Origin of the sequence: Oryzomonas rubra (genome assembly GCF_008369015.1) — a bacterium.
Classification (GTDB): domain Bacteria; phylum Desulfobacterota; class Desulfuromonadia; order Geobacterales; family Pseudopelobacteraceae; genus Oryzomonas; species Oryzomonas japonica.
In genome coordinates this window covers 37703-52426 of sequence record NZ_SRSD01000012.1, presented here as the reverse complement: position 1 = coordinate 52426, position 14724 = coordinate 37703, and the positions used below count along the sequence as shown (strand labels likewise).

At 54.3% G+C, this 14724-nt stretch carries 17 protein-coding genes, 1 tRNA gene and 1 pseudogene; 12 read left to right on the top strand and 7 right to left on the bottom strand.

The features are described 5' to 3' along the window. Positions 1-5: 5 nt before the first annotated feature. The 3 genes from ET418_RS17105 to ET418_RS17095 all read right to left on the bottom strand — a co-directional run bounded on the left by ET418_RS17105 (position 6) and on the right by ET418_RS17095 (position 2041). A complete protein-coding gene (locus ET418_RS17105; RefSeq protein WP_149309713.1) occupies positions 6-323 on the bottom strand; it encodes a DUF190 domain-containing protein in 318 nt (105 codons plus the stop codon). Positions 324-420: 97 nt separating this feature from the next. Then, positions 421-1335 (bottom strand): DsbA family oxidoreductase, encoded by a 915-nt coding sequence (locus ET418_RS17100; protein ID WP_149309711.1) that lies wholly within the window; start codon positions 1333-1335, stop codon positions 421-423. Between the two features lie 100 nt (positions 1336-1435). Further along, on the bottom strand, positions 1436-2041 hold the full coding sequence (locus ET418_RS17095) for an isochorismatase family protein (protein ID WP_149309709.1): 606 nt from the start codon (positions 2039-2041) through the stop codon (positions 1436-1438). 217 nt (positions 2042-2258) lie between these two features. On the opposite strand from ET418_RS17095, the gene ET418_RS17090 reads away from it, so the two are divergent. Then, positions 2259-3788 (top strand): sigma 54-interacting transcriptional regulator, encoded by a 1530-nt coding sequence (locus ET418_RS17090; protein WP_149309707.1) that lies wholly within the window; start codon positions 2259-2261, stop codon positions 3786-3788. Positions 3789-3859: 71 nt separating this feature from the next. Here the strand turns inward: ET418_RS17090 and tnpA are convergent. Beyond that, positions 3860-4291 (bottom strand): annotated as a pseudogene (tnpA, locus tag ET418_RS17085) (IS200/IS605 family transposase). Positions 4292-4652: 361 nt separating this feature from the next. Here tnpA and ET418_RS17080 point away from each other — a divergent pair. Both ET418_RS17080 and ET418_RS17075 read left to right on the top strand, forming a co-directional pair. Continuing rightward, positions 4653-5102 (top strand): DUF4118 domain-containing protein, encoded by a 450-nt coding sequence (locus ET418_RS17080; protein ID WP_149309705.1) that lies wholly within the window; start codon positions 4653-4655, stop codon positions 5100-5102. A gap of 270 nt (positions 5103-5372) precedes the next feature. Continuing rightward, a complete protein-coding gene (locus ET418_RS17075) occupies positions 5373-5726 on the top strand; it encodes a DUF4118 domain-containing protein (RefSeq protein ID WP_476703889.1) in 354 nt (117 codons plus the stop codon). Between the two features lie 12 nt (positions 5727-5738). On the opposite strand, the gene ET418_RS17070 is transcribed toward ET418_RS17075, so the two are convergent. Next, entirely contained in the window at positions 5739-6440 is a 702-nt protein-coding gene (locus ET418_RS17070) for a GGDEF domain-containing protein (RefSeq protein WP_188055668.1), read from the bottom strand. 279 nt (positions 6441-6719) lie between these two features. On the opposite strand from ET418_RS17070, the gene ET418_RS17065 reads away from it, so the two are divergent. From ET418_RS17065 to ET418_RS17035, 7 genes are read left to right on the top strand one after another with little or no spacing between them, the layout of a single operon-like run. Then, positions 6720-7670: a CopD family protein gene (locus ET418_RS17065; protein WP_149309699.1), complete on the top strand. Its 951-nt coding sequence runs from the start codon at positions 6720-6722 to the stop codon at positions 7668-7670. A 7-nt stretch (positions 7671-7677) separates the two neighbouring features. Further along, positions 7678-8007: a cupin domain-containing protein gene (locus tag ET418_RS17060; RefSeq protein WP_149309697.1), complete on the top strand. Its 330-nt coding sequence runs from the start codon at positions 7678-7680 to the stop codon at positions 8005-8007. Beyond that, positions 7997-8620 carry an HAD family hydrolase gene (locus ET418_RS17055; RefSeq protein ID WP_246153140.1) on the top strand — a complete coding sequence of 208 codons (624 nt, stop codon included), beginning with the start codon at positions 7997-7999 and terminating at the stop codon, positions 8618-8620. The genes ET418_RS17060 and ET418_RS17055 overlap by 11 nt, the downstream gene beginning before the upstream one ends. 47 nt (positions 8621-8667) lie before the next feature. Then, positions 8668-9534, top strand: coding sequence for a YitT family protein (locus ET418_RS17050; protein WP_149309695.1), 867 nt, complete (start codon positions 8668-8670; stop codon positions 9532-9534). Positions 9535-9581: 47 nt separating this feature from the next. Continuing rightward, entirely contained in the window at positions 9582-10019 is a 438-nt protein-coding gene (locus tag ET418_RS17045) for a (deoxy)nucleoside triphosphate pyrophosphohydrolase (RefSeq protein WP_149309693.1), read from the top strand. Continuing rightward, a complete protein-coding gene (locus ET418_RS17040) occupies positions 10016-10945 on the top strand; it encodes a DMT family transporter (protein WP_246153139.1) in 930 nt (309 codons plus the stop codon). The genes ET418_RS17045 and ET418_RS17040 overlap by 4 nt, the downstream gene beginning before the upstream one ends. Positions 10946-10981: 36 nt before the next feature. Then, positions 10982-12220 carry an MBL fold metallo-hydrolase gene (locus ET418_RS17035; protein ID WP_149309691.1) on the top strand — a complete coding sequence of 413 codons (1239 nt, stop codon included), beginning with the start codon at positions 10982-10984 and terminating at the stop codon, positions 12218-12220. Between the two features lie 50 nt (positions 12221-12270). On the opposite strand, the gene ET418_RS17030 is transcribed toward ET418_RS17035, so the two are convergent. Further along, entirely contained in the window at positions 12271-12525 is a 255-nt protein-coding gene (locus tag ET418_RS17030; protein ID WP_149309689.1) for a hypothetical protein, read from the bottom strand. A gap of 285 nt (positions 12526-12810) precedes the next feature. Between ET418_RS17030 and ET418_RS17025 the strand changes: the two genes are divergently transcribed. After that, positions 12811-12900 (top strand) — tRNA-Ser (locus tag ET418_RS17025). 102 nt (positions 12901-13002) lie between these two features. Next, positions 13003-14373 carry a tyrosine-type recombinase/integrase gene (locus ET418_RS17020; RefSeq protein WP_149309687.1) on the top strand — a complete coding sequence of 457 codons (1371 nt, stop codon included), beginning with the start codon at positions 13003-13005 and terminating at the stop codon, positions 14371-14373. Here the strand turns inward: ET418_RS17020 and ET418_RS17015 are convergent. Beyond that, positions 14370-14708 (bottom strand): hypothetical protein, encoded by a 339-nt coding sequence (locus ET418_RS17015; protein WP_149309685.1) that lies wholly within the window; start codon positions 14706-14708, stop codon positions 14370-14372. The genes ET418_RS17020 and ET418_RS17015 overlap by 4 nt on opposite strands. Positions 14709-14724 lie beyond the last annotated feature (16 nt).

Genomic DNA, 14724 nt, shown 5'->3' with positions numbered 1-14724 from the left:
GATTTTTAGCAATCATCGGTCCTTCCGAATTCGATAGGTGACTTGACATAGAAAACATTTACTTTTTCCCGCTTTAAATGTTCTAAAAAGATCTTGGCGTTATCATCGCTGACAGCCATTGAGACTTCTATTGGTTGGTCAGACATGTCAAAATAGCCTACGAAGTGCAGCTTTCTCTCGCGGCCAAAACCCTCAGCAGCGGTGAACAATGTTGCGCCTTTGATGCCCAAGCTACGAGCCTCCTCAAGGAGCCACTCGCCCAAACACCGATCCTTATGGGTTCGATCCTGCTGGGTAAAAAATGTCAATTGATACCCATACATTGTCTTCTCCTCCTTGCATTGCTTAATCAATGGCAGCGAATTCCCGGTCTTCAAGCAGGATTTTTTGATGAATCATCGGTCTTGTGCTGCATGGCGATTAAACTGCTGCGCAGATGCCGGTCGCGGTGTCGCAAGCCATTGAACTGATTTGGGGTGAAATAAAATATCCGTTTCCCGCTTCACGTCGCGTAATCATCTGTTGGGTCAGTAGTGAGTCCACTGTTGACTGCAATTCGGCATCAGTCAGATCGAAAGTCATTTTGATTTCTATCGGCGAGACAGAACCATAAGTTCTTATAAACGCCATGATCGCCGCTTCGCTTGCCGGAGTTGGGCGTTCGAGTATTGTTCCGCTTGTCAAATATTCGATCACGACCTTGAACTCTTCATAACTTTTGTAGCCGCGAAGAAGAGTCTCCTTTTTCCCAAATCGTACAAGAAAAGTGGGAAAACCATGTGCACGGTATCGTGCCGTTGTCGCAAGGTCCTCTTCGAAAGCCTTCTGGGCGGCGCCGTGAGAAAAATCGTCCAGGAAACGGGCAACATCCAGGCCGACTTCTGATGCCAATTCCACCAGCACTTCGGCAGTATTCGTCAACTTCGCCTCGGCAGCCGACGCTTCACGGATGCGCCGGAGAAACCTGTTTGCCAGCACTTGATCCTGTATCTGTGCGGCTTTATAGGCAATGTTTTGCGGGTACGTGGACGGGTATTCTTTGGAAAACAACTTGAATTCTTCGCTTTGTACCGGCATTCCGTGGCGTTCGGAGGCTTCTAGCCAATGCTTGGCAATTTGTGTATTGGAGCGGACCGGATCTCCTCCGATATCGTTGTAGCTGTCGTAAAATGCCGTGATGTCCTTTACCAGTCCTGCCATGACATAACTAATTTTTACCTGTTCGCCAAATCTGGTTTCCAACTTGCGCAGAACAGGTTCGCTGCCCCAGCACCAAGTGCAAACCGGATCAGTAAATTCGATTATTTCAACAACATTGTTAATGGTTGTAGTCATGACTTCTCCCTTCCTTCATGAACGGGGCGTCTTCAAGCAGACGCCCCGTAGGTGCTACCGCCAGATTTTCGCTAGTCCCGCTGTAGGTCTGTTGCTATGCTTAGCTGGACGCTTTACCAAGGTGTACCAATATTTCCTCGAACAATACCTGGATCAGTTTGGAGCCACTTTCGCTTGCCCACGACCCCGCCAGCCCGGCGATAAGTTGAGTGGTCGAGGTGAGTGTCACGCCCGCCCGTTCCATGCGACGCAAGGCGGTTTCGTCGGATATCTGGGTCGGTGACCCTCCGGCATCGACTACCACCTGCACGTTGAATCCTTCCTCCACCGCGCTCATCGCCGGGTACACGACACATACGTCGTTGGTGAGACCCGCTATAATAAGGTTCTTCCGCCCAGTAGCCATGACGGCCGCTCTGTAGTTGGGATCGTCAAAGGCGTTCACTACGCCAGCACGTTTCACCCGGCGTGCGTACTCTTCCGGTGCGATCTCCTCCAGGTCTTTGATCAGAGGCCCTTGTGCCTGATCTTCCATGCTGCTGGTGAGAATCAGGGGCATATCAAGCGCCTTTGCCGCGCGAGCCAGCGCACGAGTATTGTTCCTGATCAATTCCTGTGGGATGTTTTGGCACCAACCCAAGGTTCCAACTTGGTGATCGATGAGCAGCATTGCAGTGTTTGTTGCCGTGAATTTCTCAGTTTTCATGTTTGTCTCCTTTCTTTCGGCCTTGTCTTTCTGATTAAATTATAGCGATATTCGTGCCAAATAAAAAAACAAATAATATCGGAATGTAACGTCTTACAGATTGGAATTAATACCAAATAAGGCAAGCAGATATTGCTAAATTTGACATAATATTATAAATTGTTAAATGCAGTAATGTGGTGGTCGCCGTCAGACTTTTTATATGGGAGTAATCATAATGGCCGTCAACAGAGATGAATTTTTTAGGGAAGTGACACTCAGGATATGCAGCAGCCTGGATATTGGGGTTGCCGTAAATCGCGCTTTCAACTACCTGCGAGAGCATTTTCCCTTGGACGAGATCTACCTGGACATCTACGACAGTAAACTCGGGGCGATCCGGCGCATCGTACACTTTGCGAAAAGTGGCGGCGAGGCTGCGGAAGAGATCTTACCTTTGACGGAACTGGTGTGGAAGTGGGGCAGTAGCCTTGCCGGACCACTGATTATGGATGCAGAGACTGTAAGCGGCCCCGCTAAGGCGATTGCAGAACTTGTCAAGTTGGAGGAGAATACGGATCTAGTCCTCCCTCTCCGGGTTGAGCAAGAGTTAATAGGGGTTCTTATTTTACGAGCATACGGCGAGAGGAGATACGAACAGGAGCATGCAGAGCTTCTGTCAGTTGTAGCAGACCCGTTTGCGTTAGCGCTAGCGAACGCCCTTTCTTACCGGGAAGCAATTCATTACCGGGACATCCTTCTTGATGACAACCGTTTCCTTAAGATGGAGCTACTCTCCCAAGCGGGAGACGAGATCATCGGCGGGAACTCAGGGCTGCGAAACGTCATGGAGATGGTTCGACAGGTTGCGCCGTTAAACAATACGGTGCTTTTAATGGGGGAAACAGGAACAGGGAAGGAAGTGATCGCAAATGCGATACATTTCGCCTCTTCGCGGAAAGACGGCCCCTTTATCAAGGTCAATTGCGGCGCAATCCCGGAAGGCCTTATTGACAGCGAGTTGTTCGGCCATGAAAAGGGAGCTTTCACCGGGGCTCTCACGGAAAAGCGCGGGCGCTTCGAGCGGGCCAGCGGCGGCACCATCTTTCTTGACGAGATCGGTGAGTTGCCGCCTCAAGCCCAGGTGCGGCTCCTGCGTGTACTCCAGAATCGTGAGATCGAGCGGGTTGGGGGGGATAGACCGATCCCGGTTGATATCCGGGTCATTGCGGCCACGCATCGCAACCTGGACAGCATGGTCTCGGAAAACAGGTTCCGGGAAGATCTCTGGTTCCGCCTAAATGTCTTTCCGATCATCGTCCCGCCTTTGCGGCAGCGTAAGGAAGATGTACCGGCTCTCACGAGGTACTTCGTCGAGCTGAAGAGCCAGGAACTTGGGGTTGCCATCCCCCCTGCCATTGCACCCGGTGCGCTGGAAAGGCTTGTGAATTATGGTTGGCCAGGAAATGTCCGGGAACTGGAGAACCTGGTGGAGAGAGAGCTGATAAGGCATCGGGGCGGGCAGCTTAGATTCGATTCCCTGCTGCCGAGTGATGGAGACAGTAAAGCACAACCTGATGCGGAAGGAAAAGCTGACGGCCCATTAAATCTTGATGAAGCAATGTCCTCGCATATCGGCAAGGTTCTCAGAATTACCAACGGAAAGATTCATGGTCCGGGAGGCGCAGCGGAGTTGCTCGGCATCAATCCCAATACGCTGAGGGGGCGAATGGGTAAACTCGGTATAATGTACAGACGAAAAAAGTGAAATACTCATAATAGATCACCAGTCATGACCACCCGCAAAGCGGGTGGCTTGAGGAAAGCTCCTAAAAAGGGCTAAGGGTTTTGGGTAAAGTCCAACTCCTCTTGCTTATCCTGATGCTCTTGGTCTCTCACATAAGCACGGATCATTTCTTCATCCAAGCCTATCGTGCTGACGCAGTACCCGCGAGACCAGAAATGTCTCCCGGTGAAACCCTGTTTGATACCATGTACTTTACGGTGGATGTGGATAGCTGATTTGCCTTTCAGATACCCTAACACCATTGCAATGCTGTACTTCGGTGGGGCACTCAATACCAGGTGAACGTCGGGCATGGCGTGACCCTAGATAAGTTCCACTTCCTTCTGGCTGCACAACTGGCGGATGATTTTTCCGACTTCTCCGCGAAGTCGCCCATAAAGTACCTTTTTACGATACTTCGGGACGATCACCACATGATATTTGCACTCCCATTTAACAGGGGATAAACTTTGCCACTCTCGCATGGCATTTCCTCCTGTTGAAACCCTTCTGGGCTTTCCTCAGGAGGAAGTGCCGCTGGAACGGCATAGATTTTTCAAGTCTCACCGGCAGAGCAGGTGGTTTGCTGAACCTCATCAATTATGATTATCATAATTGATGACTCCGTTCACTCACTCCCATGGTAGTATAATATTTTATGAGGCCATTCCCCACGGTCCACGCATGGAAGAGCCTTGAGCCAGGAGGAAAAGGAGATTGGCGTCCTGGCCCTCTATTCAGATATTTAGGACTTTTTTCAATGAACAGCAATTTGAACTGATCCTGCAAACGGGAGAGGATTCTACGTCTGTTCGGCCAGTTCCATTTTCCTGCCCAGGAGACGGCATGACATCCCCAAACGCAATTATGATACGAGGATGGAGCTATAGACATCCTCTTGCACTTGCACAGTACAAAACAGCGGCAATGCTCGTCAGTGGAGCATGCCTTATCTTACTGTGTTTCCTAGACTTCATAACCGGCTATGAATTCGGCTTCTTTATTTTCTATTTCATTCCTGTTGCCTTTGCTTCCTGGTACGGGGGAAAGAGAGAAGGCCTCGCAATGGCATTGCTGTGCGGTATCTGCTGGTACGTTGCTGATCGTCTCACGCACCATCCGTACTCGCGCCCATACTTCATATACTGGGAAACATTCATGCGCTTATTATCGTTCATTACCACATCCCTGACCCTTTCCCGCATCAGAGACCTAGTGCTAAACGAAGAGAGGCTTGCAGCGGAACTTCTAGCCGCCTACGAAGAACTGAAACAGTTGCGACGGCTATCTTCCTAATGTGGGAGCAGACATCAAAATCTCCAAAGGGACGATGGTCATAAAAATGTAAGTTTAAGTGATCTGTTTCATTTGGTTTACAATCATCGTACAGAAATACACAGTAGGCTTATTCTGCATAGTTTACATTTTGATGACTGATAAATCTGTTTACAATAAGTTTACATTTAGCCGGCCTTATGGTTATTTAAATGCCCATCCATAAACATTATACAATGCACTACCACGCATGTGTGATGACGAGGTAACGGCTACGAGTTCGGTTTTTTCATCTTTTACTTCATCCCGGTTTCGGTTTCGGCCTGGTTGGGCGGCAAACGCCCCGGCCTCTTCATGGCAGGCGCCTCGGCCATATGCTGGTATTTCTCGGACAAGTATACCAACCATCCTTACTCCCACGCCTACTTCATCTACTGGGAGATGTTCATGCGCCTGATCTCATTTCTTACCACGGCGCTCACCATCGCCAAGATCAGACAGATGCTGCTCAACGAAATGCAGCTCAATCAGAGATTGGAAGAAGCGCTCCACGAACTGGGCAAACTGAGGGAAAGCATCCAGGGAAATGAGCCCTCTCCCCCGGCGGGGCACGGGGGAACGCCCGAAGGCATTGAAGGGGATTGAAAGGGGTGAAGGTTACGGCTCGGCAATATAACGGTTTTTCCCGCTTTTCTTGGCCTGCTGCAGGGCATGGTCGGCCCGGCTGATGCATTCGAACAGCGCCTGACCGGGCTTGTACTCGCTGAGTCCTATGCTGATGGTGGTCCGGATGCCCGGTTTGTTGGCCTTGAATTCCGTCATGGCAATCGACTCGTGGATTTTCTGGGCCACCGCCAGAGCCCCCTCAATCGTCGTTTCGGGAAGAAGGATAAGAAACTCCTCGCCCCCCCAACGGGCACAGACATCCTCTTGGCGAACACAGCCCATGAAAACGCGCGAGATTTCCACCAGAACATCGTCTCCGGCATTATAGCCGTAGGTGTCGTTGATCTTCGTGAAGTTGTCGATGTCGGCCAGAATGATGGAAAAAATGCGATTGTGACGCTGGGCGCGGCTATATTCCTGTTCAACCTTTTCCTTGATGTGGCGGCGGTTCGCCAGACCGGTCATGGGGTCTATCCTGGTTGCCAGGTCCAGGGAGCGGTTAAGCTCCACAAGCTGGGTACCGAGAAGTTCATTCTCGTAGGCCAAGCCCTCCGCGTGGTGGGCGAGCTTTTTATAGCTCTCCAGCAGTAACTTGAACTTGGGGTACAGGGGGTTGCCCTCGGCGATGATATTCTCGAACTGACCGATGTCGTCAGGCAATGCCGATCCGGATATTTTTCTGTCCAAGGCCATGGTCCGCCCTCCACATGATGCTGCGAAGATCACCGCCGGAGAAATTGCCGGCATGTGGCTGTAATGTGTTACATTATCTGATTATATCTGTTTTGTCACGCTTCATCGCAGGTAGCCCCAATCATCCGGTCGGCATGCCGGAAGCCTTGCGTCGGGCGATGAAATAACGTAAGAATTGAGCATCACTGGAAACTCGTAATGAGCGGCAAACGGCAGATTGGGCGATTCAGGCGGTCTGCGTTCCGCCCAGTGTAGTGGTATCAGACAATGGAGGACCGCATGAAAATTGTGTTATATGCATTAACAATCGCCTTGATCGTATTTTTCAATACTTCAGCCAACGCCTCGGAAGAGTATGCGCAGCAGACCGGCAAGGAATGCGGTTACTGCCATCTGAGCCAGACCGGCGGCGGTGAACTGACCGCGGCAGGCAAGCGCTTTGAGCTGCACCATTCCTTGGCGGACGTCACGCCGAAGGCCGCCGAAGCGGCTCCCCGCGAACGCACCGGCGGTGGTGCCCTCTCCCACGCCGTCCGACTGGTGAGCGGTTACATCCATCTGCTGGTGGCCATATTCTGGTTCGGCACGATCCTCTATGTGCATCTGGTGCTCAAACCGGCCTACGCATCCCAGGGGTTACCCCGGGGAGAGGTGCGGGTCGGACTGGCCTCCATGGCAGCCATGGCCCTGACCGGCGCCGTCCTGGCACACTACCGGATCACCTCCGGCGAGATGCTCTTTCACACCCGTTTCGGTATCCTGTTGATGATCAAGATCTGCCTGTTCGCCATTATGGTCATCTCCGCCCTGGTGGTGGTATTCGTGATCGGCCCCCGCTTACGGGCAAAGAAGGAAGAAGCGGCCATCCCGGCCCCATCGGGCAAATCCACTTTCACGCCGGACGAACTGGCCTTTTTCGACGGATCCCTTGGCCGACCGACCTACTTCGCCCACAACGGCACCGTCTATGACGCCAGCGCCAGCGCACTCTGGAAGGGGGGCAAACACGCCGGGCGCCACCCAGCCGGCCAGGACCTGACCATGGTTCTCGGTCAAGCCCCCCATGGCGAAGACCGGCTGCTGGCCCTGCCCCGCGTCGGGACCGTCGCCCAACCCCCGGGCACGCCGACGCGGCCGCTCCATGAGCGGGTATTCTTCTTCATGGCATACATGAACCTGGCCATGGTGTTTGCAATCACCCTGATCATCGCCCTTTGGCGCTGGTGGTGAGATGGCCATGACGGAATCCGGTAACATGTTCAGCCATATCCCCCCCGATCTGCCTGCGGAGCTGTTCGAAACCCTGGCCCACAAGGGAACCGTACGCATCGAGCGCATCCTGTCCCACGGCCAAGCCACACCGGAGGGGGAATGGTACGACCAGGACCGGGACGAATGGGTGCTGCTGCTGGCGGGTAGCGCCGGGCTCCTTTTCGACGGGGAACCGGAGTTGCGCCGCCTGACCGCGGGCGATTATCTCATGATCCCGGCCCGAAGGCGCCACCGTGTGGCCTGGACCGCTCCGAACGAAACAACGATCTGGCTGGCGGTGTATATTGACGGATAACGGCACCAGATACGCTGACCCCATCGCGGACCGTTCCCACTGGGTTTTCGACCTGGACGGCACCCTGACCGTGGCGGTGCATGATTTTGCCGCCATCCGGCAGGAGTTGTCCATCCCCGATGGTTGCGATATCCTCGGTCACCTGGCCTCCCTGCCGGAGCACCGGGCGCGTCCGCTGCATGTCCGTTTGCAGGAGATCGAACTGGAACTGGCCCACATCACGGAGGCTGCCCCAGGGGCGCAGGAGTTGCTGGACCGTCTCTACAGCGCCGGCGCCTCCCTGGGGGTACTGACCCGCAATACCCGCGATAACGCCCTGCGCACCCTGGAGATGATCGGCCTCGGCGGGTATTTTGCTGTGGACGATGTGCTGGGGCGGGACGAAGCCCTCCCCAAACCGGACCCGGACGGCATTCACCGCCTGATGGCACTCTGGGGCGCGGAGGCGGCAACCACCGTCATGGTGGGGGACTATCTCTACGATCTGCAGGCCGGGCGCCTCGCCGGAGCGCTGACCGTGCATGTGGACACCACCCGTTGCTTCCGCTGGCCGGAACTCGCCGACATATGCGTCGGAACCCTGGAAGAGTTGGCTCTGCGGCTCGACCGGTAAGGCTCCACCGCCACACTATTTCTTGATTTGGGAGGATTTTTCAGATAATGCTCCGGACTCTATCCAAAAAAACGATCCTGCGGGAATCCCTGAATACGGTCCTGATTGTGTTGGGCGTCTTTTCTGCCGGCCTGGGGCTGAAAGGGTTTCTGCTCTCCAGCCACTTCATCGATGGCGGCGTGACCGGCATCTCGATGCTGCTCTCCCACGTATTGGGCATCCCCCTGGCGCTCCTGATCCTGCTCATCAACCTTCCCTTTATTGCCCTCGCCTACCGCCAGATAGGCATCATGTTCGCCATAAAGAGCACCCTGACCATCGCCGGCCTCTCCCTCTGCCTGACCTTTGTCCAGTACCCGGACGTCACACCGGACAAACTCCTGACTGCGGTTTTCGGCGGCTTTTTCATCGGCGCCGGCATCGGGCTGGCCATCCGGGGGGGGGCGGTCCTGGACGGCACCGACATCGTGGCGCTCTTGATCAGCAAGAACAGTAATCTGCTGAAGGTCGGCGACGTCATCCTGCTCATGAATCTCTTGATCTTCGCCGCCGCGGCCTTCTTCCTCGGCATCGAATCGGCCCTATACTCGATCCTCACCTACCTGGCGGCGTCAAAGACCGTGGATTTTCTGATCCACGGCATCGAGGAATACACGGCGGTGATCATCGTCTCGGAGAAAAGCGACGAGATCCGGGAGTCGATCGTGCGGGTCCTGAACCGGGGCGTAACAGTGTATAAAGGCCGGGGAGGAAAAACCGGCAAGGATATGCACATCCTCTACTGCGTCGTCACCCGCCTGGAGATCGGCAATGTCAAGAATGCCGCGACGGAAATCGATGAATCGTCCTTCATCCTGGTCCACCCGCTGTCGGATGTTGTCGGCGGCATCATCAAAAAACCGGCCTTGCATTAAGCGTAATAACGAATGGCGGCCGCAACCGCGCACCTCAAGAGCACTGAATGAAAGCGAATCCTGTGAAACCTCATATCCACGTAGCCTGCGCCATTATCGAACATGATGGGAGGACCCTGGCCGCCCAACGCAGCGAAACCATGAAGATGCCCCTCAAATGGGAATTCCCCGGCGGGAAACTGGAATCGGGCGAAACGCCCGAGGCCTGCCTTGTCCGGGAGGTGCGGGAGGAGTTGGCCATCGGCATCAACGTCGGCCGGGCGCTCCCGGTCGCAACCCATGCCTATGAAGCCTTCACGGTCACGCTCTATCCCTTTGTCTGCACCCCCGAAGACGGCACCGTGACCCTGATCGAGCACCGGGCCGTGGCCTGGCTGAAACCGGAGCAGATGCTCGTCCTGGATTGGGCCGAGGCCGATCTGCCGATCATCGCCGGCTATCTGGCAACCCGGTCCCTCGGGGCTGGAGAGGGGACGCAGCCGTGACCTCTCCCCAAAAGCCCGCCATGGGACAGGTCTACTTCATCCTGATCCTGACCACCTTCTTCTGGGGAGGCAGCTTCCTCTTCACCAAGATCGGCCTGAGAGAGATCCCGCCCCCACTCTTCGTCCTGATGCGTTTCAGCCTGGCAGCCATGATCATGCTGTTCGTCTCCGGCCGCCGGCTCAAAAATTTCAACCGGCAGATCCTGTGGCGCGGCGCCGCGGTCGGTGTCACCCTGGGGCTGACCAACATCAGCTTTGTCTTCGGCGTCCAGGGGACCAGCATCTCCCGGGCCGGAATCCTCAACAACCTGTTTGTTCTATTCATTCCGTTCATAGTAAAGATCGTCTGGGGCGATAGAATCGGCCGCATCAACCTGGCCGGCATCATCCTGGCCTCAGTCGGCATCTGGCTTTTGGCCACCGGCGGCAGTGAGGGGTTCAACCGGGGCGACCTGATCTCCACGTTCTGCGCCCTCATGATCGCCTGCCAGGTCGTGGCCGTTTCCAAACTGCTGAGGGACGACGATGTTTACCTGGTCTCGCTGGTGCAATTTGCCACGGCATCCCTGATGGCGGGATGCATCACCCTGCTGCTCCCGTTGCCGCATGTGACGCTGCACCGCTCCGCCCTCCTGTCGGTGGCCTACTGCGCCCTGTTCCCCACCGTGTTCTGTTTCACCCTCCAGAACGCCTACCAGCGTTATGTCACCGCCACCCGGGCCGGGCTCATCTACACCCTCGACCCGGTCTGGAGCCTGGTCGCCGGCTTCTTTATCCTGGGTGAACGACTCTCGGCCCGCGAATGGCTGGGCTGCGGGATCATTTTCATCGCTGTTGTCATTCCCCTGGGGGTACGCTACCTTATGGAGCGGAGGTTGGTGAAAAGGTATGTGGAAACAGAGGATGGGGTCCCCGGAGTGACATGATACAGCGCCGGGCCCCTGAGGAGGTGTTGAACAGCCATGGTCAGCGGCAACCATCGTCTTCCATTCCGCTATTGCGAGCCTGCCTGCTTCGGCGGCCTGCTGGATGATCCGCTCATTTTCCTGCGCATCCGTCCCATGGGACGGGCTCTGCTCTTCGACTGCGGCCAGATCGCCCACTTGGCCAAGCGGGTCGTCAAACCCATCGTAGCGGTCTTCATCACCCACGCCCACATGGATCACATCATGGGGCTCCCCACCCTGGTGCGCCACCACCACGCATCCCCTCGCCCTCTGGACGTCTTCGGTCCACCCGGCATCGCCGAACGGGTCCAGCATCTGTTGGGGGGATACGACTGGAATCTGGCCGAACCGACCTGGTTTACCCTGCGGCTTCACGAGGTCCACGCCGACCGCATCCTCCACTACCGTTTTCCCGGGCCAGACCGGTTCATAGGCACCTGTGAGGGGGAAGAACCCCGCATCGGCCGGGAGATCTGGGCGTGCCGTTACCTATCCGTCGAGGCCGAGATACTGGATCACAAGCTGCCGGTGCTGGCTTTCCGGGCCAACGAACAACCCCACTTTACCATTGACCCCGCCAAGCTGGAGGCCCACGGGCTGGTAGCCGGCGAGTGGCTGCGGGACTTGAAGACCAGGGTGTGGAAAGGTCACGGGCAGCATGAGGTGCTGGTCACCCGGCGGGACGGAGAAGGATCGAGGGAAGAACCGGCCGACGATCCAACAGCCCTGTACGAGGCCATCCGCGCCCAGGAGACGACCGCCTCCCTGGGCTATGTCACAGACGTCGGCTGGACCAGGGAAAACGTGGCCGTCATGGAGCGTTTCATGGGAGGCTTGACGCTACTCTGTGCCGAGTGCACCTTTCTGGAAGCGGATGTGCACAAGGCCCGGGCTTCCTACCATCTCACCACTGGCGACCTGAACCGTCTGGCGGGACGCCTGGCGCCACGTTACCTGCTCCCCCTGCACCTCTCCAAGAGCTACCTGCGCCGCACCGTGGATCTGTACCACGAACTGCAACCACCCCAGGGAACCGAGATCCTACGGCTCCCCAAGCACATTGTCCCCGCGCCGGTCGGCGTTGCCGACGTGGATGGCTGGCTGCGGCCAGGCGGAAGGAAAGGGAGAGAAACCGGAGACGCCACGGCAACCGACAGGAGTGTGGACACGTCAGCAACAACGGTCGAAAACAGCAATCAAGACCGGTGCAATCCAAGCAAAACAAGCCATGATAAGGAGCGTAGTATACTGTAACGAATCTGGAATCCGTCAGCACACTCGATACGAAAGGAGAGTTGGAGGGCTTAGCGGGGCTTAGTCTGTGGGGCCGCATCTTTGGTCTGGGCATCCTTGCCGCTGCCGTGCTGGGCGTCGGCCTCTGCAGCCTTTGCCATGGCTTCCCGCGAAATGGTCACTGAATCGCTCTTTGCCTTTTGCGTGTTCTTCTGGGCTATGGTGCCGACGACCGCCGCCGTAGCGGTGTTGTTCGCCTGGGCCAGTGGATTGAGGTTTGTCGGGTTCCCCACAATGACAGCGGGTGAAAGTTGAGCCAGCGGCATTGATAGCCTCCCTGTGATCGATATAGTATCTTTATCGGCAACGTAGGAACTATTTCAAGCGTTGCCTTCCGGTGGCGGCCGGAGCCGGCCCTCTTTCTTCTGCTCTTCTCTATGCAAGAGGAGACGTTTGGGTGGGCTCGGGGTCGATTGCCATTAATCCTGATACCCATCTTACGATCTGTCAATTTTTTAATATGACAAACAACGTGCAAGGCTTCTCGACGCCAGCCGCCATCTAGGGCTTGAGTTTTGAACAAAATTAGGATAGGGTACGCACTCATTTTTGGAGAAGTGGCCGAGTGGTCGAAGGCGCTTGACTCGAAATCAAGTGAACGTTTACTCGTTCCTAGGGTTCGAATCCCTACTTCTCCGCCAATATCAAGGGTTTGCGAGAACCTTAAAAAATATCTGATTGACCAAATGTGATATTTTTGTGATAACCCTCCTTGGAAATCGTTTCCGAGGAGGGTTTTTCATATGCCGAAAACAACGAAAACATCGCAACCAGCGCAACAATCTCCCGCTTCTGCCTCGAAAAAACCGGCCTCAAAAACCCCGAAAAACCAAAAAGCCAAACAATCTAAGCTACCTAAGGGAATTTTCACACGCACGAGTGATATCCTGTGGATAATGTGGACTGACGAGCACGGCAAACAGAAGAGAGTAAGCACCGGAACTACCGATGTTGAGATTGCTAAAACCCTATTACAGCGGCAGCGCGATAGGGTGCTAGTCATCAAACATCCTGAGCTGGCAGCGCATTACGAGCATATCGCCAGAAATGAATGCGGATTATTAGATTTTTTACAGAATATTTATTATAAATCCACCGATGCCGGCGAATTGAAATCCTTCGAGAGCCGAAAAACGATACTCAATAAATTTTCCAGATTTTACTGCCCCAATACTGACGAGAACGGCGAAAGGATTGACAAACCGTTATATTTATTGACTATTTCCGACCTCATGGAATACCAACGAAAGCAGATTGCCGAAGGCGTTAAACCTGGAACCATGAACCGACACCGGAGCCACATAAAAGTTATGCTGAAGTATGCCAGAGACACCGGTTATTTCCCAAAACTCAGCTATAAAATAATAGACGAAACAGACAGTTATAGGAAATTAACGGAAGAACAGCTTAGGCGGCGGGCGTTTTCGGCAGCTGATATTATCAAAATCCTTGAGACAGCTAAAAAATCAAAGCAATGCCCTGATTTATATGATGTTATTCGGATTGGACTGCTAACGGGATTGCGAAAAAGCAACATTACAAAAATGCCGTGGAGTGCTGTCAATTTTGAACAGAAACTGATTTACGCGCCGCCCAAGGGCAAGGGCAAGGCTATTCAAATAATACCGATGTCAGAACCTCTTAAAGAAGTTCTTGAAGCGCGCTTCAAGAATAAAAGATGTGACTATGTATTTTACATGCCTGACACCATGAAACCTCCGAAAAACGCATACAGGACGGCTTGGGAGGGGCTGTTGGACAAGTTGGGAATCAGAAAAAAATGGAAAAAAGGCGAGACAAGAGTTAAAGAGAATTCAGACATCGTTTTTCATACCCTGCGGCGGTCGTTTTCCTCGCACCTCGAAGACCGCGGCACACCAGTGACAATTATCCAAAAGCTGCTCGGACACGCTCACGTATCTACAACTGAGAGATACCTTGCTCAAATTCGTCCTATCACAGACCGCGTTGATGTGCTCAACGGCCTCGGGCCGCTGGTCGGCATCGTGCCCCCTCCGCCGGAGCCGGTTGAAATAGACGACGAAAAATATGCCGAACAGGTCTTCGGAGATTTTGAAATTTTTGACGATTTTGGTGACGATTTCGGTGATTAAGCCGCCATTGGCTGGCGGCTAGAAATTACGTCGTTTCCAGCACTTCTGAGCACATCTGCTAACATCCGCAGAATTTTTTCGCGTTCCGGCTCGCTCTGGATGCGCTGGCTGACCGTTACATCCACAACATCAAACAAGTCGCCGGCCGACGCCCATATAGCGTCATCAGTGCAGTCGATGGCGCCGTGAACAATAGCAGCAATTTCCGACATCAAACGATACTCGCTGTCGCCGTGCGCCTCGCAGCCATCCATGATAATATCGTAGATAGCTGTGACATTATTCGAAAAATCCGATACTATCGCCCTACGCTTTTCAATTAGTTTCTTTTCCATAACCCCTCTCCTTTTC